At 59.4% G+C, this 22331-nt stretch carries 21 protein-coding genes and 1 pseudogene; 18 read left to right on the plus strand and 4 right to left on the minus strand.

The genetic code is table 11. From position 1 onward, the window contains the following. Positions 1 to 425: 425 nt before the first annotated feature. Positions 426 to 803: a hypothetical protein gene (locus GXY01S_RS11280; RefSeq protein ID WP_061275214.1), complete on the minus strand. Its 378-nt coding sequence runs from the start codon at positions 801 to 803 to the stop codon at positions 426 to 428. Between GXY01S_RS11280 and GXY01S_RS11285 the strand changes: the two genes are divergently transcribed. From GXY01S_RS11285 to GXY01S_RS18205, 7 genes are all read left to right on the plus strand, one after another. Continuing rightward, complete coding sequence (locus GXY01S_RS11285) at positions 802 to 1191, plus strand: hypothetical protein (RefSeq protein ID WP_223846643.1); 390 nt, start codon at positions 802 to 804, stop codon at positions 1189 to 1191. The two genes, GXY01S_RS11280 and GXY01S_RS11285, sit on opposite strands and share 2 nt — an antisense overlap. Continuing rightward, complete coding sequence (locus tag GXY01S_RS11290; RefSeq protein ID WP_010515543.1) at positions 1188 to 1775, plus strand: hypothetical protein; 588 nt, start codon at positions 1188 to 1190, stop codon at positions 1773 to 1775. The genes GXY01S_RS11285 and GXY01S_RS11290 overlap by 4 nt, the downstream gene beginning before the upstream one ends. Next, positions 1775 to 2959 carry a hypothetical protein gene (locus tag GXY01S_RS11295; RefSeq protein WP_061275185.1) on the plus strand — a complete coding sequence of 395 codons (1185 nt, stop codon included), beginning with the start codon at positions 1775 to 1777 and terminating at the stop codon, positions 2957 to 2959. The genes GXY01S_RS11290 and GXY01S_RS11295 overlap by 1 nt, the downstream gene beginning before the upstream one ends. 9 nt (positions 2960 to 2968) lie before the next feature. After that, the gene (locus tag GXY01S_RS11300) at positions 2969 to 4381 is read left to right on the plus strand and encodes a hypothetical protein (RefSeq protein ID WP_061275187.1); all 1413 of its coding nucleotides are present in this window, start codon (positions 2969 to 2971) and stop codon (positions 4379 to 4381) included. Positions 4382 to 4403: 22 nt separating this feature from the next. Continuing rightward, the gene (locus tag GXY01S_RS11305) at positions 4404 to 6764 is read left to right on the plus strand and encodes a DotA/TraY family protein (protein WP_061275190.1); all 2361 of its coding nucleotides are present in this window, start codon (positions 4404 to 4406) and stop codon (positions 6762 to 6764) included. 23 nt (positions 6765 to 6787) lie between these two features. Beyond that, positions 6788 to 7285 carry a hypothetical protein gene (locus GXY01S_RS11310; RefSeq protein ID WP_061275192.1) on the plus strand — a complete coding sequence of 166 codons (498 nt, stop codon included), beginning with the start codon at positions 6788 to 6790 and terminating at the stop codon, positions 7283 to 7285. Between the two features lie 72 nt (positions 7286 to 7357). After that, positions 7358 to 8136, plus strand: a protein-coding gene (locus GXY01S_RS18205; RefSeq protein WP_208624738.1) for an IS5 family transposase whose coding sequence is annotated in 2 segments (ribosomal slippage) — positions 7358 to 7685 and positions 7685 to 8136 — 780 coding nt in all. Because the reading frame shifts where the segments join, the coding sequence is not laid out codon by codon here. A gap of 405 nt (positions 8137 to 8541) precedes the next feature. On the opposite strand, the gene GXY01S_RS11325 is transcribed toward GXY01S_RS18205, so the two are convergent. The 3 genes from GXY01S_RS11325 to GXY01S_RS11335 form a co-directional block, all read right to left on the minus strand. Then, positions 8542 to 9078: a hypothetical protein gene (locus tag GXY01S_RS11325; protein ID WP_061275198.1), complete on the minus strand. Its 537-nt coding sequence runs from the start codon at positions 9076 to 9078 to the stop codon at positions 8542 to 8544. Beyond that, positions 9075 to 10079 carry a thiol:disulfide interchange protein gene (locus tag GXY01S_RS11330; RefSeq protein WP_048852094.1) on the minus strand — a complete coding sequence of 335 codons (1005 nt, stop codon included), beginning with the start codon at positions 10077 to 10079 and terminating at the stop codon, positions 9075 to 9077. Before GXY01S_RS11330 ends, GXY01S_RS11325 begins: the two co-directional genes overlap by 4 nt. A gap of 61 nt (positions 10080 to 10140) precedes the next feature. Beyond that, positions 10141 to 10530 carry a hypothetical protein gene (locus GXY01S_RS11335; protein ID WP_061275199.1) on the minus strand — a complete coding sequence of 130 codons (390 nt, stop codon included), beginning with the start codon at positions 10528 to 10530 and terminating at the stop codon, positions 10141 to 10143. Positions 10531 to 11071: 541 nt separating this feature from the next. On the opposite strand from GXY01S_RS11335, the gene GXY01S_RS11340 reads away from it, so the two are divergent. The 11 genes and pseudogenes from GXY01S_RS11340 (at position 11072) to GXY01S_RS11375 (ending at position 22232) form a co-directional block, all read left to right on the plus strand. Beyond that, a complete protein-coding gene (locus tag GXY01S_RS11340; protein WP_048851518.1) occupies positions 11072 to 11371 on the plus strand; it encodes a WGR domain-containing protein in 300 nt (99 codons plus the stop codon). A 384-nt stretch (positions 11372 to 11755) separates the two neighbouring features. Next, positions 11756 to 12424, plus strand: a complete 669-nt coding sequence (locus GXY01S_RS17215) for a MucR family transcriptional regulator (RefSeq protein ID WP_039998424.1) — start codon at positions 11756 to 11758, stop codon at positions 12422 to 12424. A 69-nt stretch (positions 12425 to 12493) separates the two neighbouring features. Further along, positions 12494 to 12646 carry an AbrB/MazE/SpoVT family DNA-binding domain-containing protein gene (locus GXY01S_RS18585; protein WP_053323998.1) on the plus strand — a complete coding sequence of 51 codons (153 nt, stop codon included), beginning with the start codon at positions 12494 to 12496 and terminating at the stop codon, positions 12644 to 12646. A 102-nt stretch (positions 12647 to 12748) separates the two neighbouring features. Then, positions 12749 to 13048 carry a type II toxin-antitoxin system PemK/MazF family toxin gene (locus GXY01S_RS17220; RefSeq protein ID WP_078527732.1) on the plus strand — a complete coding sequence of 100 codons (300 nt, stop codon included), beginning with the start codon at positions 12749 to 12751 and terminating at the stop codon, positions 13046 to 13048. Positions 13049 to 13567: 519 nt separating this feature from the next. Next, a pseudogene (locus GXY01S_RS17225) lies at positions 13568 to 14080 on the plus strand (transposase); the annotation flags it as partial. 198 nt (positions 14081 to 14278) lie between these two features. Further along, complete coding sequence (locus tag GXY01S_RS11350; protein ID WP_370664434.1) at positions 14279 to 14755, plus strand: hypothetical protein; 477 nt, start codon at positions 14279 to 14281, stop codon at positions 14753 to 14755. Between the two features lie 11 nt (positions 14756 to 14766). Next, on the plus strand, positions 14767 to 16014 hold the full coding sequence (locus GXY01S_RS11355; RefSeq protein ID WP_061275201.1) for a TolC family protein: 1248 nt from the start codon (positions 14767 to 14769) through the stop codon (positions 16012 to 16014). Next, positions 16011 to 17153 carry an efflux RND transporter periplasmic adaptor subunit gene (locus tag GXY01S_RS11360; protein WP_061275203.1) on the plus strand — a complete coding sequence of 381 codons (1143 nt, stop codon included), beginning with the start codon at positions 16011 to 16013 and terminating at the stop codon, positions 17151 to 17153. Before GXY01S_RS11355 ends, GXY01S_RS11360 begins: the two co-directional genes overlap by 4 nt. Then, a complete protein-coding gene (locus GXY01S_RS11365; protein WP_061275205.1) occupies positions 17153 to 20227 on the plus strand; it encodes an efflux RND transporter permease subunit in 3075 nt (1024 codons plus the stop codon). Before GXY01S_RS11360 ends, GXY01S_RS11365 begins: the two co-directional genes overlap by 1 nt. Further along, the gene (locus GXY01S_RS11370; RefSeq protein WP_007396721.1) at positions 20227 to 20898 is read left to right on the plus strand and encodes a response regulator transcription factor; all 672 of its coding nucleotides are present in this window, start codon (positions 20227 to 20229) and stop codon (positions 20896 to 20898) included. Before GXY01S_RS11365 ends, GXY01S_RS11370 begins: the two co-directional genes overlap by 1 nt. Then, complete coding sequence (locus tag GXY01S_RS11375) at positions 20895 to 22232, plus strand: histidine kinase dimerization/phospho-acceptor domain-containing protein (protein ID WP_007396722.1); 1338 nt, start codon at positions 20895 to 20897, stop codon at positions 22230 to 22232. Before GXY01S_RS11370 ends, GXY01S_RS11375 begins: the two co-directional genes overlap by 4 nt. The last annotated feature ends 99 nt before the right edge of the window (positions 22233 to 22331 follow it).

A 22331-nucleotide genomic window follows, 5' to 3' on the forward strand; every position in this document is an offset into this window, starting at 1 on the left:
AAATGATTTTCCCGATGTCTCTATATAATTGGCCGGATGCAAATAAAGCCTCGGCTTGCATCTTGCCATTGTCATGGGACATTTTCGTTTACTCTCACGGCGGGCGTTTTCCTCGGCAAAAGAAACTTCCAACATCCAGAAGATATCGACTGGTCACGTCCTGACAGGGGATCACGCGTGACGGAACGTCATGATAGTCGAGTTGGAGCCCGCAAAAAAGGTGTCTGAGGTCGCAAAGGCCGCTGCTCTGGTCAGGAGAACTTGATGGAGACACTCATATGCCTGTTATGCCTGCCGTGGTTATGGCGCTGGCCTCTGGCCCCATATCTGTCACACCTGCCGCGTTTCATCTTGTCCAGACAACTTCTCCGGACACTCCGTCCCAGCCGGCGTTGATGGGGACAACCGGCGGGGAAGCCTTACCATCACCGGGAGACGCTGGGCAGGAAGGTCCGGGCGCATTGGCTGATACTGGTGTGGATCCTCGAACATCCGGGAATGTTCCAGCCCGTCGGTATTTCCATATCGCCAGCGGTTATGGAAAGCAGGTCCCACTTGGTTTCGCCGTGCGTCAGATCGTTCCGCATGGGGTGCGTGTGGTGTTCGCGGCGGACGTGGACACCAGCGTTCCTGTTGACTGGCAGGGCGGCCGGGAATGGAACAAGGTTCTGGCGACCACGGTAGCCCAGGCGGGTGACGTCATTGATGTTGGTCATAATAAAGTCGCGGTCCGACGTCGAATTCGCTGACTGGTCGCATGATGGCCCGACACCTTCGTCGTCATCACCCGAGGAAGGTTCCATGAACAAGCCCTCATCCGTCCGGAAATCCGGACTTTCTTCCCCGATGCCCAATGTCTCCCTTGCGCTGGATGCGCTCGGCGAGATCTGGCGCATCAGGGGCGGGGAGGACGTCATCGCGATGTTGGACAATGATATGACAGCGAGGACGGCCTGGCACGCCATCCTCGCTGGTGTCGCGCCGCATGAATGGCCGGATCTGGTCAGCTCCCTTGACGCGCTGATCCCCTATCTGCGCGGCCGCAGGGACCTGTTGTCGGCGGACAGCCCTTTTGGACGGGGCGTAATCTCGGAAAGCAGGCGCCAGGCGCTTCATCGCCTTCTTGCTCCGGAAAGGATTGCCCTGCTGGAGGCTGTGACGCGTCCGGCTACACGTCAGGAGGCCGCATGATCGGTCTGCGCTTCCGTGTCCTGTTGTCAGTGGCCGCCGCTCTTGTATCGATACAGGGGCATGCGCAGACCATGTCATCAGCCGCCTCTGGCGCCACGACATCTACGGGAAGCGTCGGCTGCGCCGCCCTGACCCAGGCGGCGGCAACAGCCGTAAACGAACGCGTTCAGGCCAACGATGCTTACGAAAAGCAGCCGGATAGCGTCAACGGCCTATCCTGCCTGAGCAATTTTTTCAACGGCACCGGATTGAATCTCATCACGAACGGCCTTGACCCCGCGGCACTCCTGCAGGCCGTCGAGGGCCAGATAGGTGGCCAGGTCTGTCAGGCCGCACAGGCGGCATGGGGTAACGCCATGGGGTCGACCCAATGTGGACTCAGTTTGTCAGGCGTTAACCTGGGGCTCGGTTTTGGCTCGAGTAGCGGGCTCATGTGCCCGAGCCTGAGTTTCGGTGGTGGTGGGCCGCCAATCGCGACCGCCATTGCGGGGACGTCGAGCGGTACGACTGATCTGTATATCAACGGATCTCCCCAGCTTCCGACCGGATACAGCCTGAGCAATCTCGTGGACGGAGTGTTCTGATGCGCAGGCTGCAGATGGTTATCATTGGTGTTGCTTCGTGCGTCTGCGTGCTGGCAGTCACGCCGCGTCCGGCATACGCGCTTTTCAGTGACGCCGCTGTCGTTGCAGCGATCAAGCTTCTTCAGGCGTTCACGGGCAACGCCCTCAATACGATGACAAAAAATCTGACGGACAGCATCGATTCAAACCTCAGTAGCCTTACAAACCCGAATTCCGTTGCGTCTCTCCTGACGAAGGGTTTCACGCAGGTTGCCAATTACGCGAAAGCCCAGGTCGGTGCCCAGTCGCAACTCATGGATGCCCAGGACGCAGCGATGGCCGGATTTCTACGGCGCCAGCAGGAAACCGGAATCCGGGACGAGCATATGATGAACCCGGAATTCTGCGCGGGCCTTGACGCCCAGCAGTCCACCGTGGCCGCGTCCAAAGCGGCGCGCTCTGCGGTGTACGCCATTGCGACCGTGAGCGATCCCCGCGGTGAGGCAGGTCAGGGAACGCCCTCCTATTACGGCAAGTCACAAGGCACGGATGCGAACATGTCCCTGCACCTCAAGCGCTACTGTTCGTCGGACGACGTGGCCCAGGGGCTCTGCTCTTCCGTGTCCCGGCTGCCGAACGCCGACCAGCGTGCTGCCAGCCTGTTCGGCGCTGATACCCTGTCTGCGAATGGCGCTGTGGATGCAGCCAATGATTATGCGACTACCCTCATCCAGCCAGTAGCGCCTGCAGCCCTGCGTGGCGAGCAGCTGTCCAGCCTTCGTGGACGTGAAGCCGCGACCCGCCGACGGTCATACAACAGCCGTATGTCTCTTGCCCGCTGGGTCGCGGGCTACGTCACATCACTTGGCGTTCCGTCTGTCACGCTCACGCGGGACCAGAAGGCTGAAATGACGGCCGAGGGGCTCACGCCGCTCGACAAGGCGTCGTGGTTGCAGGCCATGGCGCTGGAAGTCAATCGCAGGGTGTCCAGCGTAAGCTGGAACGCCTCGCTCCAGGCAATGCCTCCCGCGTCCATCATGCGCGAGGTCGCCACCGAAATGGCGCAGGCCAATTACCTGGCACTCCAGAACTACCGCCTCAGTCTCTATCTGGCGACCATGGGAGCTGCCCGGGTCGCGCAGGAAGAAGAGGTCGCCTTCAAGGACGGCCTGACGCCGATGCCTTCCCCCACGATCAATCCCTAGAGGTTTGCCATGTCTGAGGCCCAGCAGAAAACCGGCGATATCGAGGATGTGCTGAAAACCCTCGATCGCGTGCAGTCCGAATACAGAAAGCAGGCGCCCGGGCAGGCCGCCGCATATGACCGGCTGCGGCAGGAATCCCGTGAGCCTGACGTCCAGAATGATCCCGGGTTCCGTACGCGCGTCGCATACGCCGTGCAGGATGTAGAGCGCCTTTTGGGACCGACGCTTGAAAAGGAGCATCCTCTCCGCGCCGAGATGACAGAGCGCGCGGCGCATTACCCAGGTCTGAACGAACCTGTGGTCGCTGCGATGATGCGTGAAACGCATCGCCTTCAGCAGCCAGAAGTAAACGCGATCCGGACACTTGCCAGTGAACTGGTTGAAGGACATCAGGATCCGGACCACCCGGACATCGCGCACACCATCGAGAGCCTGAGGGCGACCGTCTTTCCCGAACCGGGGCACCAGCCAGCGCCAGGGCAGAATCATGCTGCCGGGTCTGCGCACGATGAGAAAGGTCAAGCGGATAAAACCCGTGGAATGGCGTCCCCGGGGGAGGGCATTCCGCCAGGACCGGAGCAGTCGGCTAACACCCGATCCGGGCAGACCCACACGGCAGATCCTCAGAAGGACTTTCGAGAGAAGCAGGCAGGCCCCGCGAAAGACGCACCGGAAAACCGATCCACGATGGATGGCAACGGAACAAAGGAAAAGGCGGCAGCGAACACACGGGAAACGAACGCCGCTACCAGGGATCAGGAGGAAGTAAAGGTTATTCGCGGCGGGGGCTTTGCCCGCCTCGCGGAAGCGATTGCCTCGCGCATTGATAGCCAGCCTGCGAGCCCGGCATCATCATGGATGGAAAAGGCCGTCGATTTCAGCACCCGGCTGCACAACGCGCGTGACGAAAAGAGCCTGGAGGCGACCGAACGTCTGGGAAAGCAGGCGGTGGAGGCCCTGCGTGACCTCAGGGAGCGGCCAGCTTCCTCCATCATGGCGGCGATTTCAGATGCAGGAAAGGGTGATCCTGACGGTGTTGCCGGTGTGTTGTCGGAGATGAAGGCCGGTGGCCGGTATGCCGATCTGCATAGCCAGTTTGTGACGGAGAAACAGAATAACCAGGCGTTCGCGGCGCAACTGGAGAATGTCACCAGCAGGCTCGAAGCCTACGGAAAGGGAAGGGACGCCGCCGAGGCAACAGGCCAGCGCATGGGAATGCCCGGCAGTGTGACGCAGCGCTTCACCCAGCTCGATGCCGAGATCGGCAGGACTGCGGCCGAGGTGCCCGGAAAAAAGGAGGGGGCCAGTGCGCTGGAAGATGTGAGCGAAAAGGTCCGCGAGATGATGCACAAGGCCGTAACCGCGGTGACGGATTTCATGACGCGGATGAATCCCGGTCCCACCGCCAGTCCTGCGCCGTGACTTCGCCGCTGGAGGACAAACCATGACGCCCTTTCGTCGCCTTGTATTCGCCATCCTGCCGCTCCTGTTTCTGTCGGCTCTTACCGTGTCCGCTGCAGCGCAGACGGTCGTCGCGACCGGTTCAGGGGATGCAGCCAGCAGCACGGGCTATAACGTGACATGGGACCTGCTTGATCCGGGCAGTGATTGGGCGGCGCAGGTCATCCGGTCCGTATTCCCGGTTTTCGGGCAGGATACGGGCGCGCCCAGCATCGGCAACGAGGCGACCGTCATAGGAACCATGATCGGGTGGTTCTCCGGGTTTGTCATGGCATTTGCGATGGCGGTCGTAAGCTATATCTACTTCATGAACATCCACCGGGGTGCAGAAACAGCGCAACTCCTTGGTAACAACCAGACCAGCATGTCGATTGTGCGGATCGGGATTGCGGCCATCCTGATGTGGCCGCTTCCGACAACCGGCTTCAATGCGGCGCAGGCCGTTGTCGTGCAGGGCTCGCTCTGGGGCATCGGTATGGCGAAGGTCGTCTATGACAAGGCGAAGCAGGCAATCGGACCAGACGGCAAGGTCATCGCACAGCCCCTTATCCCCGGCACAAAAGGGATTGTGACCGGTCTTGTGAAAAATGAGTTCTGCCGGGCCATTATTAACATTGCTGCGAATAACACGAACCTGATTGCGGCCCCGACCGGGCAGACCGTCCTGTCCGTGACCGGCGGAAAGATGGGAATCATCAACTATTCTTACAATATGGCAGCCGGCGCAGGAGACGGGACACCAGTTTGCGGGGCCGTAAGTCTGCAGGCGCCCAATACTGACGCAGTGAATCTGGCTGGTTTCCAGGTCGACCAGGCGGGTATGCAAAAACAGGTTCTTGATTCCGTGATCCTTGGCGACATTCGCAGCCAGGTTGCGCAGGTCGCGCAGAATTACTGGCAAACGAAAACGACAGCGTCCCTGGCCCCACTCATGACCATCATCGTCAATGCCACCAACGATTATGCGTCGCGTCTCACGACGCAGGCGGCACAACTGCGTTCGAAGCTTCAGGACACGGTCAACAATCAGACGCTCGCGCTCCACCAATGGGGGATTTCGACGAACGGAGATGCGGTCAACACCAGCAACCAGATGGATACTCTCGGGTGGACCGGCGCAGGAGCCTACTATCTCGAATTCGCGCGCCTCAATGGCCAGACCCTGTCTCTCATGACCGCAACGCCAACCATCACTACGCCATCCTATTCCGGTCTCGGAAACTATCTTGCCTCGGACATTGCGCCCCTGGTGCAGTCTGCGGACACCTTTATGGAGAACATCGACAGCATGGTTGCGACGCAGGATGGCGTGACCGCGCCAGGCGGGAATGCGGACCTGTACACGGGCGCGATACCGGGTGGAGACGGTGCAGGTGTGCTCGACCAGCTGTTCCGCGCCCTGCACCTGAACGATTATGCCCTGCAGATCGTAACCGGATTTATCGAGCCGTCCGGGACGAACGGCTACTGGACGGATCCGTTTGGCAATCTCATGTCACTTGGAAACTGGATGATCACGACTGCCCTTCTCACGATGGGCACTGCGTCGGTTCTTTCTTCTACGGCCGGGACCGTTGGTATCGGCGTGCTGTCGCTTCTGAGCGGGAATCCAGAAGGTGCCGTTGCGGCAGGGGCCGGGCACGCGCTGATGCACTTTTTTGGCGCGCCGATTATCGGCGGCTGTTTCGCCATGCTTATGCCAGGCCTCACCATCGCCTATGTCATCCCGATGATCCCGTTTGTCATGTGGATGTTTGCCGTGGCTGGATGGTTCATCATGGTCTGTGAGTCCGTGATTGCAGCGCCTCTGTGGATGCTCGCGCATATGACCATGAACGGGGAGGGGCTGCACGGTCATGCAAAACAGGGTTATGCCCTTCTGTTCAATGTCATCTTCCGGCCGGTGCTGATGCTATTCGGGCTTTTCCTTGGATATTTTATATTTGATTCAGTGTCGTGGCTGATCCACATGTGTTTCGGCATTGCGGCCGGACTGGTGCTGTCAAACGGTTGGATTGTCAGCAACTTCCTCGGCATGATTGTTCTGGTTAGCCTCTTTGTCATGATTCACGTCACCCTGGCGTTCATTTCATTCAGGATGATCTCGATCCTGCCCCAACGGGTTCCCGCCATGATCGGATTCGGTGACGTGGATCGCGTTGATATCGACCAGTTCAGCAGGGACGCCGCCGTTGTCGGTATGGCGGGCACGTTGCTCTCGATTCAGCAGTCTCTGGCAGGAAATAAAGCAGATAATCAGAATGGGCCGGGACAAGGCAACGGTGGCATATCTTCTGGTGCTCGGGCTCTAATAAGTGATACAACAATGAAAAAGAGCGTCTGACTTTAGGGTCAGGAGGAACTGAGATGTCGAACTATGGTGGCCTGAGCGGGGCTGCAGCGTTCATGTTGGGACGTGCATCGCACCAGTACGAACAGACGCTGGGAAACTCCATACAACGTGCGCTTTACGGCCGACGGTCTGCGCGACCGACAGAAGCCGATGAACTCGCTGACCTGCTTTCGCAGATGACAAGCTTACTGCGACAGAAGAACGCGGAATCTGACAGACTTGAGGAGCATCTGCTCAGATCCAGGGAATATGCTTCTGGTCTGGAGGCTCAGATCAAAGACCTGAAAGACACCCTCGCTCTTGCAGATGCAGCAACTGCGCGGCAGGCAGCTCAACTCAAGGCTGCTGGGGACCGAGAGGAACGCCTGGCGTGCGATCTTGAGGCAGCCCACGACAAATACCATCGACTTAGCGATGAGCATACAGTGCTGAAGACCAAAGCCGAGAACATGGAACGACGGATTTGGGGCTACCTTTCCATGGAAAATGAATGGAGAAAGCGGCAGCCCTAGGTTCTGTTGACAAAAGGTCTTCCCAGACCGGTCTGGACGTGATTCAAAGCTGGTCTTTGCAGAGACCTGTAGATGCGTGGTGACCTGACGGACGAGGAATGGGCGATCATTGGCGGCCTGCTGCCACCTGAACGTGGCCGTTGGTCACGCCCGGCACAGGATAACCGTCTGTTTCTCAACGGAATGCTTTATGTCCTGCGTGTTGGTTGCCCATGGCGGGATATGCATGAGCGCTACGGAAAATGGAACTCGGTCTATGTCCGGTTCCGTCGATGGGCCGAGCAGGGTGTCTGGGACGCTCTGCTGGAAACGCTGGTTGAACTTGGGCTGACCGATGACTGGCAGCATATGATCGACAGCACGGTTGTTCGGGCTCACAGCCAGGCTGCTGGCGCAAAAGGGGGACACATAAGGAAGGCTTTGGTCGAAGCCGCGGCGGCTTTACGAGCAAGATCCACGCCCGCGCTGACGGTCAGGGACGCCCTCTTGGCTTTGAACTGACGGGCGGTGAAATTTCTGACTACTCCGGCGCTGATGCCCTGTTGGACCTGCCGGTCGTGACACCGCGCCAACTTCTGGCCGATAGGGGATATGATAGTGACAGGATACGGGAGAACCTGCTTTTTCGAGGTATTCTTCCTGTTATCCCGCCGCGTTCAAACCGCACAGAGGATATCCCCTGTGACTTCCGTCGCTATCGGGATCGCAACCGTATCGAGCGGATGTTCAACAAGCTGAAGCAGTTTCGCCGTATCGCAACCCGCTATGACAAGACGAGAAAATCGTTCCTCGCCTTTCTCAACCTCGCCGCAGTCAAGTTGTGGCTACCGTCTTTTGTCAACAGAACCTAGTCGCAAGATCCTTGGTCAGGATGGTCGCCTCTACGCGGGAGACCATTCGTGAAACATTTCATTCTGCCTCTTGTCCTCTCCCCATGGCTTGCGGCATGCAGCGCTGGCAACGTGTCATCCGCTGCCCATGTGCATGGCCCAAAGGCTCCCCCAACCAGGCATGCGCGTTATGATCCGCACGCTGCATACGGATCGACACACGTAATCTGGACACCCCCCACGTACGATCGCGCCGGTACGATCGTCCGGCCTGATGATCCACGGGCGATGTCGGGGCGCGAGGATTATGAACACGCCTCTTGGGCAACAGGCGCTCAGGGCGGCGACAAGAACGCGCCTCCCGGCACGTTCTGAGTGCTCCGCCGATCCTGTCTATTCACCAGCGCAATGCAGACGGACTTGCGCTTACGGCCTGCGGGGAATGAGGCTGTCGGCGGTGGCGACAAATTGGCGAGCGGAACCTAGGCGGCGTTCGCGGATCTGCCAGTTGAGCCACGCGTTCTGAAACGCCACGAGTGTCAGAAATGTCCAGAAGGGCGCGAACTCCAGCGCAGCAAGGATTTGGCTGCCCTTCCAGTGGGAAAGGAGCATTTCTCCGGTCCAGCCAAGAACCAGAACAACGGCGAGCATACTGGCAGCGAGCGCCCGCCTGTATGTCTCATGTTGTCTCTGATCGAGTAAGATCGCGACAACGCGGGGTTCGACGCCATATTCGGCAGCAATCGCGGCGATATCAATAGGGGTACCGTCTGGCGCCCGCGGGTTCTGCATGCCGGCTTTAGGCTTCAGTAATGCCTTCCCGAGGGCTTCAATCAGCGCGGCATTTCTCGTCACATCGGACCAGGCGACCAATGTACGTGGATCGCCAATCACCAGGCGGGCAAGCTTGCGCGTTCTTGCAAAAAAACGTCGCGGGCCGGTCTGGTCCTGTCGTGTCTTCATTGCGAGACCGAGGTGAGAAACGTGGCGACATCGGTGGGAACGCCGTCGATCCGGCCGATCCGGCCATTGCGGTGCATCCAGACGAAGGTTGGGGTCCCTGTGAGCCCTAGCTGCCGTGCAATCTCCGTATTGCGGACAAGCTTCTCCCCACTATCCGGTTCAGGTGCAGCCAATCCCGGGTTTAGACGACCGTTGACCCACGCTTGTGCCATCTCGTTTGCCGGGAGCGACAGCATGGCTCTCGCATTGACGCTACTGGCGCCATTATCCTCGTAATCAAGCAATGACAGCGGGACTATTTTCAGGCGAACTTTCCCGGCATCGACTGCGGGCTGAAGGATATGCATCGCCTTCATCGAGTAGACACATTGCGGGTCTATGAACATAATGACTTCTGGCGCTGAAGGTGTCCCTATAAGGCCTCCCGAGAGACCCTGGAGCCCGGACTGTTCGTTAGCGTCGGATGAAGCGCCAGAGATACTGATTTCTGGGACGGCTCCCGGAATGCCCCTGATCTGGTCTTTCGTGATATCCTGTCCGGTGGCGCCCCACATGCGGGCAGCGACTGCTGCCTTGCCATCCGGGGTCGCATAGATGACCTGAAAACGGTTATCTGCCCGAACAAACATTCCCCTGATGCCATCGACCGGTGCGAGATCGTGGGCGCGCGACCCGGCCAGGGAACGTAGGGTGTCGTAGGGTACCGGGATCAGCGTGCCGCTAAGCACGATCGCGTGGCTTTCCGGGGCGAAAAAGACCAGGAGTTCGTTCCGGGTATGGGCAATGCCAGCTTCGAAGCCGTGGAGATCGGGTAGTTTTTCGATGTTGGCCCCGGCGATCCCAAGGTGGGCAACTGCATCGGTCCTACCTTTATCATTGTGTTCCAGGGGCGGCCCTATGGTGTCGCTCCTGGACTCAATCGGAATAGACACAGAGCATTGCTGTCCTCGCGCTGGCACGTGCATGAACAGGAGAAATGGCAACACGTAGAAACTGCGCATGGCGGACTCCGGACAATACCTATGTCCCGTACGCCCTGATCACGCGACTACGATTAAAAAATCATTCCTTGTTGTTCCCCCTTTCTCGAGACAGGGGATTTTCAAAAGCAGGGTTAATCGGGGGGAGAATAAACGTCTCTTCTGCCTCGCTTCCTAACTCGTCGACTGACATCTCGCTTATCATTTTTACAAGGATATCAACGCGGAGTTGCAAATAATGGCAATCCGGATAGTCCTTTTTCAATTGACAGCCTTTTTCGTGGCAAAGCACCAGGATAGGATAAAGTGCCTGCGCCTGTTCACGCCTCGCTATTGAGGTTTTCGCCGGAGAAGCGATGTATTCAATATTGCACCTAAGCGCTAAAGTTGCCTGAACCAGCGTCAAACATAGCTGTGCGGACGGTTCGTCATCGATTAGCTCGAAACGCGAGTGAAGTTCATCAAACTTCATGTCATCCTCACAGTGATCAAGACGAACACACTGAAGCAACGCAGTGCACGGTTGCCATGTTTCTTACGGAGCGCTGGAGCGGCATAACCCGATATACTTTGCTATTATTCACGATTTTCGCCGTGATTTAATCTGGTCACCTAGCTCCACGGAATCATGATCAGGCTACCCAATCTACACGATTCCGTATCGTTGTAACGTATATCTCATTATTGTTACCGAGTGTTTCGTCGATATTCTGCGGGCAACGTATGTTCGAAACATGCGGAGCTATTGCTGGGTGATCGAAGGGCAGTCATGCCTGGATGGCAAGAAAAAGCGTCTTCTACGTCATCTTGCGATCGGTCGTGGCTTGAAGCAACCACCAACATGCTGGATGACTGACGTATCGGAAGACATCCGCATCGTACCATTCGACCCATAGATCGCAGGAAATGATCCATGCATGCTCCAAGCGAAGTTGCAAAAGGCTGAAAGAAGTTCAGAATATCTGTACTTGGATAATAGATCATGTTAGCATCATGCGATGCGCAGGACCAATATGACATCCAGAAGATCAACGAGCGCCGTTCCCCCAGAGAAAACAATACAGCTTGGACTGTTCCCGCTATCGGTCCAGTTGCGCCGTATTCAACCCAGTTTCAATGAGTGGCGGTATTACGGACTGTCAGTTCAGCCCGACCTGTTCGGTGGTGCCGCGCTTGTTCGTAACTGGGGCAGGATCGGGACAGCTGGCACCCAGCGCGTGGATCTCTATCCGGATGAAGGCGCCGCGGTGAATGCCCTGATCGCGATGATCCGTTATCGCCTGAAACGCGGCTATATCGTTACACAGCCATGACTGGCTGCATTACCTGCAGGGGTAACCCGGTGTGATCATCGGACAGGTGATAGAGATAAATACTGTATCCGCTCACCACGTCATGGAAAATTCGTGTGTGGATATATTCGGACTAAAAAACTTATCATCGACATTGGGGTGAGCCGTAGTTTTTGTGAAAGGCCCGTTGCATAAGCCAGTTTACGCCGTCTGATAGCGTAATCAGGGGCAGGCTCCGCCGCATACAATTTGCGTAAAACTTGATGTTCATGGTGCGATGTGATCGATGTATGCAACGTACCGCAATATATAATTCAGCTTTCGATACGCCATATTTTGCCGATTGCATATAGACTTACACTCCGGCAATGTTATTCGGTAAAAATATAGCGGAGAGGCTTTATCATGGACCAATCAGACGACCTATCCCCGGCAATTGTAATTGCCATGAGCGACATAGTGGCAGCGCATCTCGGCAATACCAATACCTCTCTGCCGACAGAACATGTCCCGGCGTTTATCCGCGATGTCTACGCTGCTATCCGCGAAACAACACCGGCCACAGAGAAAAACAGCAGCATTCCTGCCCAGCAGCCTGCAGTTCCAGTCGGGCAGTCGGTGTTTCCTGACCACATCGTCTGTCTGGAAGATGGCAAAAAACTCAAAATGCTCAAGCGTCACCTGCAGACAAGGTACGGAATGACGCCAACGCAATACCGGGAGAAGTGGCAGCTTCCTATGGATTATCCCATGGTTGCTCCGGAGTATGCCAAAATGCGAGCGACTCTGGCGCGAGACGCGGGTCTCGGACGTAAGGTTTTGGTACCCCAGACCGCTCCCGTGGACGAAGCAACCGCAGCACCTTCTGTCGATAGTGCGACGAAAGAAGTGTTGATCGACACTGCTGAGGCTGTATTACCCCCCAAAAAAACGATTTCGAAGCGATCCAGGTCGTCGGCAACTGAAACCGGATCTTCCGCGGCATCGCCAAAGAAAACGCCGGGTTCCAAGACTTCAGCGAGACCGCGTGCGGTACGGAAGACCGGCACGAAAGCAAAAGGGGCCAAGGTCTGACTGATCAGCCCGGCCTATCCGGCTTTGTCATAAGGCAGCCAGGCATCACCCGAACGTCAGGATGATCAGATGATGAATGTTCATGAGGAAGATGTTCGAGTTATCATTGCGCCAGTTCGCGCCACACTGCTCAAACTGGAAGATCTCGTCGCCGGGATTACCGATCTGAACGGGCATGATGAAATTGACTTTGGACAGTCTGTAGGTGACGAAAGCTGGTGAACACCAAATCGCAGGTCACGTGGGTTCCGGACTGCGGCGACATTGTCTGGTTGGAATTTGATCCCTCAGCCGGGGCGGAAACGGGCTGTGCATCGGCCTGCGGTGCTTCTCAGCCCTGCAAGTTATAATGCCAAAGCGGGGATGACGCTTTGCTGCCCCATGACCACTAAAATCAAAGGCTATCCGTTTGAAGTAGCCGTAGTAGTAAAACCCGCCAGTGTGGTCCTCTCTGATCAGGTGAGAAGTCTGGACTGGCGGATGCGGAACGCGAAGCTCAAAGGAAAGGTCTCGGCAAAGGAAATTGAGGCAGTTCGTCAGCATGCCAGATTACTGGCTGGCCGAGGAAAACAGGGAAGCCCGAACATTTCAATGTATTCAAACATGTCCTGCCGGACTTCTTAATATGTGGTGTAGGTTCGACGCTCCATGCGCTTGTCTGATGAGCGATCAACCACGTTCTACGCCGACATACAGGGCAACGTTGGCCTCTGCGCCAGAAAACGGAAACATGAGATGTGCAGCACAGCCGAACAGGGTCACGTTCGGTTGCGGCTGCCAGCACATTCCTGGCGGTAGGTTGCTATACGTTAGCAATGGCACCGGGCTGTGGTCGGGTTTTGTAATCTAATTGGGCAGGGGTGTGAAATCACCTGTTTCAGTCTGGGTGCGGGGTGAGTCTGGAGCCTTATCCTGACGCCGATGAGCGTTCAAAACGCCGGGTACCGGCTAGACGAGCCATCAGCCCGCATATGAGTGCGGCTGCACAACGCGGGCCTATGTATGATACCGGTGATCGGGTTGAAAAAGGCAGAGCTGGGTACCGAGGGCACGACAGCATCATGTCCGTCCGTAGCAAGGAACTTTAACAGATGCTCAAATCCGAGATACGAGCCTAGCCAGCTGTGGCAGAGCAGCACAAGTGGGCAAGACGCCACGCCTGCGGTGGGTATTATTGACAGCCAGTCGGTTAAAACCGCTACAACAGCGGCCGCTGTGGTTATGACGCGAGCAAAAAAAATCAAGGGTCGCGAGCGGCATATCTCGACCGACACGCTGTGTCATGTCGTGGCAGCTGTCGTGCATCCCGCCGACATTCAGGATCATAACGGTGCGCCGCCGGCAGCAACCAAAATACGCTCATTGTTCGCTTGGCTGCGCCATCTGATTGGTGAGGGTGGATATGCTGGCGAGAAGTTGCGTGGTGTGCTGGTCGAACGTGGCCGACGGACGATCGAGATCGTCAAGCGCAGCGATCGGGCTGAAGGCTTCATCATCATGCCGAAACGCTGGATCGTGGAGCGTCGCTTCGTATGGCTCGGACGCTGCCGCCGTTTCACGAAACATGTCGAGGCACCAATCTCGTTATCCTGTGCACAGTTGATGATTGTCCATATCTGCAGGGTGCTGAGACAAATCAATCAAACCGCTTTCTAATTCAGGCTCTAACAGAGCCTTAAATTCACATATGAAATTATCGTTTACTCTAAATATAGAAATGATAATCATTTTCATAATATAAATTCTCTTTTGTAGACCGGATGTTCAGGTTCACGTCAGGTTTCTCTGTTACCGTCAGAAAGTCATCGTCGTGATGGCAGGAACTTTATGTACGCCGGGGAACAGACGCTTATTATGCAAAGGATAGTGCGGGATAGTCTGTATGCAGCCTGTATTTTCTTCCTAGGGGTGTCGGCCGCTTGGGCGGATGATGGGACAGAGGGCATATGTATGACGGTCCGGCATGGTATACGTTTGCATGTAGATGGCATGTATGGGGGTTATCCCCATTCCGTACTGCGTGACGCCGTGCTGCAGGGCGTGGCGTGCCCCTCTGATGAAGCTGAACGGCATGTCTTCGGTCTCATTGCCGACCCGCCGCCACACCTGCGTATTTCCGTTACGAGGCCCATGGGGCAGGGGCAGCAGGGGGCGATTTCGGCCCGGCTGTTCTCGCAGGGGCATTTTGTCATCGGGGAACGCATGTCCCTTTCGCCCCTGGCGCGTTCGCAGTCCCCGTTTTCGGTCACGTCCGAGATCAATCTGCTGATGGCGCGACTGTGGAGCGATTTGGCCGAACGGATCAGCCATGGTGGTCGCGCCATTCCATGATGGCCTGAAGCATGAACCGCGCCATCCCCCCCATTGTGTCGATCGCCATGGCCTGTGCCCTGCCATGGATGGCCCTGGCCCAGGACGCCCGCCCTGGCCCATCCTTCCATGAAGCCGTCGGCATGGCCTGGGCGATCGATCCCGTCCGCACCGAACTTCAGGTCGGCCATCATTCCGCCCGCGCCCGCGCCAGCGCTGCCGGGTCATGGTTTGCCGGCGGCCCGACCCTGTCGGGTGAATACATGGATGACCACATGCTGGGCAGTAACGAAGGCTATACAACCTATCAGGGCGGCGTGTCGGTGCCGCTGTGGCTGCCGGGGCAGGGCAGCGCCACGAAACAGGTCGCCAGCGCGGAAGCCGCGTCGATTGATGAGCAGCTCAATGTCGAACACATGGCGCTGTCCATCCGGGTGCTGGACGCAGCTGCCGCCGCCCTGATTGCCCGTACCCGGATGGATGTGGCCCATGCCCTGTACGATGCGACAGCGCGCATGGCCGGCAATGCGACGCATGCGGTGCATGGTGGGGAACTGGCCTCGGTCGATGGGCAGATGGCGCAGGCGGCGATGGAGAACGCGCACAATGAACTGGCCCTGGCACAGGAGGAAGCGCAGAACGCGACTACGGCCCTGGAGGTGCTGCTGGGGCGTCCGGTTGTGCCCGACCTGAGCCGTTATGGCGGCGGCGACGTGACGCAGGCCCGTTTTGTCAGCCCGCGCGACATGGAAGACAACGATCCCCGCATAAAGGTCGCGCACCGCAATGTGGAAGCCGCCGAAGCGAACATGAAACTGGCGCGCCGTTCGTTCATGCCCAACCCGGAAATCGGCGTGGACGCCATTCATGAAAAGCAGTACGGCAGCCCGTGGGATGATCGTGTGGGCGTGAATTTCAGCATCCCCCTGCCCAGCGAGGTCCGTAACACGCCCATCATGTCCGAAGCCCGCAACCGCCTGGCCACGGCCACCAGTCAGGAAACGCAGGCGCGGCGCATGGTGCATCTGGAAATGATGCGCGTGCGTGAACGCCTGATCGCGGCCACCACGGCACGACAGGCTACCCGCAGTGCCGCAGAGAATATGGAAAAGCGGGCCCAGGCGCAGGAACGGGCCTGGCGGGTAGGCGAAGGCAGTGTGGATACGGCGCTTGCCGCCCGGCAGGCGGCCGCCAATACCCGACTGGCCAGTGCCCGGGCTGAGGTGGAGTGGCATGTCGCCAGCATCCGCATGCTGATTGCAACAGGTGTTGTGCCATGAAGCGGATTGCCTCCATCCTGTTTCTTCTCGGCCTGCCTGCCCATGCCGGGGAGGGGGCGCTGCCCCCGATCGTGAAGCTGGACGGGGCGGCGGTTGCCAATGAAGGGGTAACCATCGTCACGGCCAGGCCGGGTCGCGTGGCACCCATGCTGCCGGTCATGAGCCGGGTCATGCCCGATACGACGCGGGTCGTGCATATCCATCCCGCCGGCAGTGGCAAGGTGCTGGCAGTACTGTTACAGCCCGGAGCATCCGTGCAGCGGGGGCAGGCGCTGGTGCGCTATCAGGATCATTCCCTGCATGTTGCGCGCCTGCAGGCGGTTCAGATGCGTGCAGCGCTTGCTGCCGCCATTGCGGCCCGGACCGATGCGGCAGGCGCGGTGCAGCGGGCTAGGGCACTGGCTGGCGAGAGCATATCATTGGCCGAACTGCGCCGCAGGCAGGACGTGCTGGCACAGGCGGATGCCACCATGCGTGCACGCCAGGCGGATGTGGACACGTTGGGCCACCGTTTTGCCGAGGAGTTCAATTCATCATCGGAGCAGGACAGTCAGGGCGCGGAAGACGAAACCTCGACCCTGATCTCCCCTGTCAACGGCATGGTGCAGGTGATCGGTACGTCAGTGGCGGGTGATGTGGACCCGAGCATGGATGTGGCTACCGTCGCGGATCTGTCCAGCATATGGCTTGTTTCTGACATCCCGCCAGACCAGGCAGCGCGGATCGCACCAGGCGGCCAGCAGGTAACGCAGACGGCAGACGGCCCGTTTACATCCCGTATCGATACGGTGGACGGCATGGCCAGCCCCCTGACCGGGCTGGTCCGGGTCATAAGCCGTGTGGCCAACCCCACTGGCGCGCTGGTGCCCGGTATGGTGCTGGATTCCGCACTGGCCCAGCGTGACAGCGTGGCGGGTCTTGTCGTGCCGTCCGAAGCCATCCAGCAGATTGACGGGCATAGCGTCGTGTTCGTGCGGGTGAACGCGACGGATTACCGGCCGGTCGTGGTCGATGTGGCACTGGATGACGGGCGGCAGGCAGTGCTGCGTTCCGGCCTGAAAGGGGGCGAGCCGGTGGTGGGTCATGGTAGTTTTGCCCTGCGTTCCGTCATTGGTCTGGCCGGAATGGATGCAGACTGATGGCACATGCCTACCTTGCCACCCTGATCCGCGCGCGCATGCTGGTGCTGGGCGGTCTTGGCCTGCTGCTGGCCGCGGGCATCATGGCTGTCCTGGGCCTGCCGGTGGAAGCGGTGCCGGATATTTCGCCCCGGCAGGTTCTCGTCTCGGTCGTGGCACCGGGCCTTGCGACGGAGGAAGTGGAAAAACTCATCACCTTTCCCGTCGAGACCAGCATGACCGGCATCCCCGGCATGACCGACCTGCGTTCCGTATCGCGTGGCGGCGTCTCGGTAGTGTATGTGCAGTTTGCCGATGACACCGACATCAACCTGGACCGCACCCGCGTAAACGAGCGCATACAGCAGGCGCGTTCAAACATATCCGTGCCCGGCATCACCGTCAGCATGGGGCCGCTGGCCACTGGCATGGGCGAGATCATGCAGTTCCAGATCCGTGGCGCGGGGCGTTCGCTCATGGAACTCAACCGCATCATGAACTGGACCGTGGTGCCGCAGATGCGTCTTGTACCCGGTGTGGTGGATGTCAACGTCAATGGCGGGGCGGAAGAAACCTATGAAGTGACGCTGGACCCCGCGCGGCTGATCGGCAGCAACCTTTCGGTGGGCGAAGTCTATCGTGCGGTGGATGCCGGCAACGCGGCATCCGGCGGCGGATGGATCACGCACCATGCCGAACAGCAGAGCGTGGTCGGACGCGGGCTGGTCGGCAGCCTGGCCGACTTTGGCAACATTGCCGTGCGCACCAACCCCGATGGGTCCGCCGTGCGGCTGCGCGATCTTGGCCGCGTGCGCGCAGGCGCGCGCACCCGTCTGGGGGCGGTAACGCGTGACGGGCAGGGCGAGATCGTGATCGGCGTGGTGATGATGGAAAGCGGGGCGAGTTCCAACGCAACGCTTGCCGCCATCAACCGTGCGCTGCCGGGCATACGGCAGGCTTTGCCCGCAGGCGTCACGATCGAACCCTATTACACCCGCGCCACCCTGACCGGGCAGACCATCGCCACCGTGCGTGACAACCTGGTCATGGGCGCCGTGCTGGTGGTGGGGGTGCTGGTGGTGGTGATCGGGAGCTGGCAGGCCGCCCTTGTCATTGCCTCGGTCATTCCGGTTGCCCTTGTCTGCGCGATGGCGGGCATGCGGCAGTTCGGTATCTCGGCCAACCTGCTCAGCCTTGGCGCAATCGATTTCGGCATGATTGTCGATGGTTCGCTGGTGGTGATCGAACATGTGCTGTCGCGCAGGGAGGAGGAGCCGGACGCCGAATTCATTCCGCTGGTCATCTCATCCGTGCAGCAGGTCATGCGCCCGGTGGGGTTTGCCATACTGGTCATCATCATGGTCTATCTGCCGATCCTGACCCTGCAGGGGATCGAGGGGCACATGTTCCGCCCCATGGCGCAGACGGTCATCATGGCGCTGCTGGCGTCGCTGGCGTACTGCTTCATCTGCGTGCCCGTTCTGGCCGCCCTTGCGCTGGGGGGCGTGCGGCCTGCGGGTGATACGCGGCTGATTGCCTTCCTGCGCCGGCCCTATACCCATATGGTGACATGGGGGGAAACCCATCCACGCATCCTGTTTGGCGGTACGCTGGTGGTGCTGGCCCTTTCAGCGGGGCTTGCGATGAGGCTGGGCGGTGAGTTCATTCCCCAGCTTGATGAAGGGGCGCTGGCGGTCACCACCACGCGGCTGCCCTCGGCCTCGCTTGATACGGTTCTGGCGTCAGTCACGAAGCAGGAGCAGATCCTGCGCCGCTTCCCCGAAGTGCGCGCGGTGGTCAGCAATACCGGCACATCGGCCATTCCCACCGACCCGATGGGCGTGAACGAGACCGACAGCTTCATCTTCCTCAACCCACCCGCCACATGGAAAACCGCCCGCACGCAGGCGGGGCTGGTCGCCGCGATGGATGATACCCTGCGGCGCGAACTGCCCGATGCGCTGTATTCATGGAGCCAGCCGGTGCAGATGCGCATGGATGACCTGCTCTCTGGCGTGCGCACGCAGATTGCCGTCTCGATCTTTGGCGATGACCTGGCCATGCTGGCCGAGCTGGGTGACCGGGTGGTGGCGGCTATGTCCGGCGTGAAGGGGGCAGCGGACGTGGCGGCTGCGGGGGACGGCACCGTGCCGCTGATCGTGGTCGACATTGACCGCACGCAGGCTGCCAGCCGCAATGTGGCGGTGCAGGACATTCTCGATACGGTGGAGGCCATAGGCGGGCATATCGGCGCCCGGCCGGTGATCGTGGATAACGCCATCATCGGCACGCAGGTCCGCCTTGACCCCCGCGTGGCGACATCCGCCGCCGCCATTGGCGCGCTGCAGGTCCGGCGGATGGACGGGCAGGGGAATGCGATGCTGTCACAGGTGGCGCATGTGCATGAAGTCGATGGGCCGCCGCGCATAAGCCGCGACCGGGTACGCCGGCGCATGGTGGTGCAGGCCAATGTGCGCGGGCGTGATCTGTCTTCCTATGTGGCCGAAGCACAGGCCCGTGTGGCGCGGGACGTAAAACTGCCTGCAGGATATAACATGCAGTGGGACGGGCAGTTCCGTAACCTGCAATCAGCTACAAGGCGGCTGGAGATCGTGCTGCCCGTTGCCCTTGGCCTGATCTTTGCGCTGCTGGTGGTGGCGTTTGGCGCAGTGCGGCCCGCGCTGCTGGTGTTCGTCAACCTGCCGGTGGCGGCAACCGGCGGCATCGTGGCGCTGACGCTGCGCGGCATGCCGTTCAGCATTTCGGCGGGGATCGGCTTCATCGCGCTGTTTGGCGTGGCGATCCTGAATGGCGTGGTGCTGGTCAGTGAGATCGCAGCCCTGCGGGCACGGGGAATGGCCGTGGCACAGGCGGCCTTTGCGGCCGCGGAATCCCGCTTCCGTCCCGTCATGGCTACAGCCCTTGTCGCCAGCCTTGGCTTTTTTCCCATGGCGTTTTCCGAAAGTGCGGGCGCGGAAGTCGAGCGCCCGCTGGCCAGTGTGGTGATCGGCGGGCTGGTCACGTCCACGTTGCTGACCCTGCTTGTGCTGCCATCACTGTATGCCCGGGTCATGCGGGAAAAGGATCAGGACTGATGCGTATCCTTATTGTCGAGGATGAATACGATCTGGGTGTGGCGGTGCAGGAGCGCGTGGGTCTGGACGGGCATGCCGTGGACTGGTTCACGACGCTGGAGGACGCGCGCGCGGCCATGGCAACGGTGGATTATGATTTCATGCTGCTCGACCTTGGCCTGCCCGATGGAAGTGGGCGCGACCTGTTGCGTGAGGTCCGTCGGACATCATCAGACATCGCCATCCTCATCACCACGGCGGAAGACCAGATCAGTGACCGTATCGCGGGTCTGTCCGAAGGGGCAGATGATTATATCGTCAAGCCCTATGACCTGAATGAACTCGTGGCCCGTATTGCGGCAGTGGCCCGCCGGTATGCATCGCCGCGCAGGCACGCGCACTGCCGCGTGGGAGAGATTACGATAGACCGGGAGAACCGGTCTGTATCGCGTGATGGCGAGCGGCTGGACCTGACCGCGCGGGAATGGAGCATCATGGAACTGCTGTCGCGCAGTCCCGGCCGGATCTATTCGCGCCAGCAGATTGACACCGCGCTGTATGCGCTGGACCGGGACGTGGACAGCAATACCGTCGAGGTTTTCATCAGCCGCCTGCGGCGCAAGGTCGGCAACACGGTCATCCGGACCATACGCGGCCGTGGCTACTGCCTCGATGCAAGGGACGGCGCATGAAAAGCTGGAGCCTGTCCACCCGGATCATCAGCAGCGTACTCATGGTCGTGATACTGGGGCTGCTGATCCTCAGTGTCGCGGTAGGTGGATTTACCCGCTACGAGGTAACGGAACGGCTGGACAACTCGCTTCAGGAAGTTTCCGAGCGCCTGCAGACGGCTGTGGAGACACGACTGCATGATCCGGGTGCGGCGTCATCCATCGCCTGGCTGCCGGAAGTCGGGCCACGCACCCTGGCCTATCAGATCGTGGATGTGACCGGGCATGTCGTGCTGCGTTCCCAGAATGCCCCGCAGGACGCATTCGAGCGCGCGTGGCGGACCGGGTTTGCTAATGTTCCGCATTTTCGCGTTTATGTCGCGTCACCCGTGGCGGAGAAATACCGCGTTCTTGTGGGGGAACCGACCTTCCACCGGCGCGAGGCCGTCCGGCGCGCGATGCTGATCTCTGTCGTGCCCATGCTGCTTTTCATGCCGGTGATCTGGTGGCTGGTGCGCCTGATCGTGCGGCGCGCCCTGCGCCCGCTGGACCTGCTGCATGACGAGATGCGCGCACGTGGCAGCGGCAACCTTCAGCCCATTCCCCCCCTTGATCTCCCTGACGAACTAGTCTCCATCCAGCGCTCGATCAATACGCTGTTGGCGCGGTTGGAGGCAGCGCTCTCTACCGAGCGCGCCTTTGCCGCAAGCGCTGCGCATGAACTGCGTAACCCGCTTGGAGCCCTTCTGGCGCAGGTACAGATGCTGGGCCGACTGATGCCGGCGGGTTCGGATACGGGCCGGCGGGTGGAGCTCATTGCCGACCGGACCCGCAGGCTGGGCCGCACGGTGGAAAAACTGCTGCAGTTTTCCCGCGCCTCGTCCGGCGTCGCTTTCCGGCGCGACCGTTTCGACCTGATGACCGTAGTGCATGTCCTTGTCGATGATCTTGGGCATAATCCGTGTGACGGGCAGGGCATTGTCATCGCGCCAGACGGGATTCACCACATATTCGTACATGGTGACATGGATGCGACCGGCATCATGTTGCGCAACCTGCTTGAAAACGCCCTGCTGCATGGAGGGCACCATATGCCCGTGCGGGTGGCCGTGCTACCAGATGGTGGAATCGACATCACCAATGACTGCCCCGCGCTGCCACCCGGCATATTCCAGCGGCTGACTAGCCCATTCGTGCGCGGCGGGACCGGTAATCATGGCAGTGGCCTGGGTCTCGCCATTGCCAGTAATATCGCTACCCAAATGGACGTTACTCTGCGCTTACGTTCCCCACTTACAGGATCTGCCAGAGGATTTGGTGTGTGTGTCACCTTTCCAAACTCGAAGGTAACCTAATTCATGACAGTAGAGGAACAGACGCGCAGGCAACTCCATTTTGCGTACTCTACTCCCCTATGTCACGAATGCCCTGCGTCACGGTTGCCTGGTACAGCA

Source organism: Komagataeibacter xylinus NBRC 15237 (assembly GCF_001571345.1).
Taxonomy (GTDB): Bacteria; Pseudomonadota; Alphaproteobacteria; order Acetobacterales; family Acetobacteraceae; genus Komagataeibacter; species Komagataeibacter xylinus.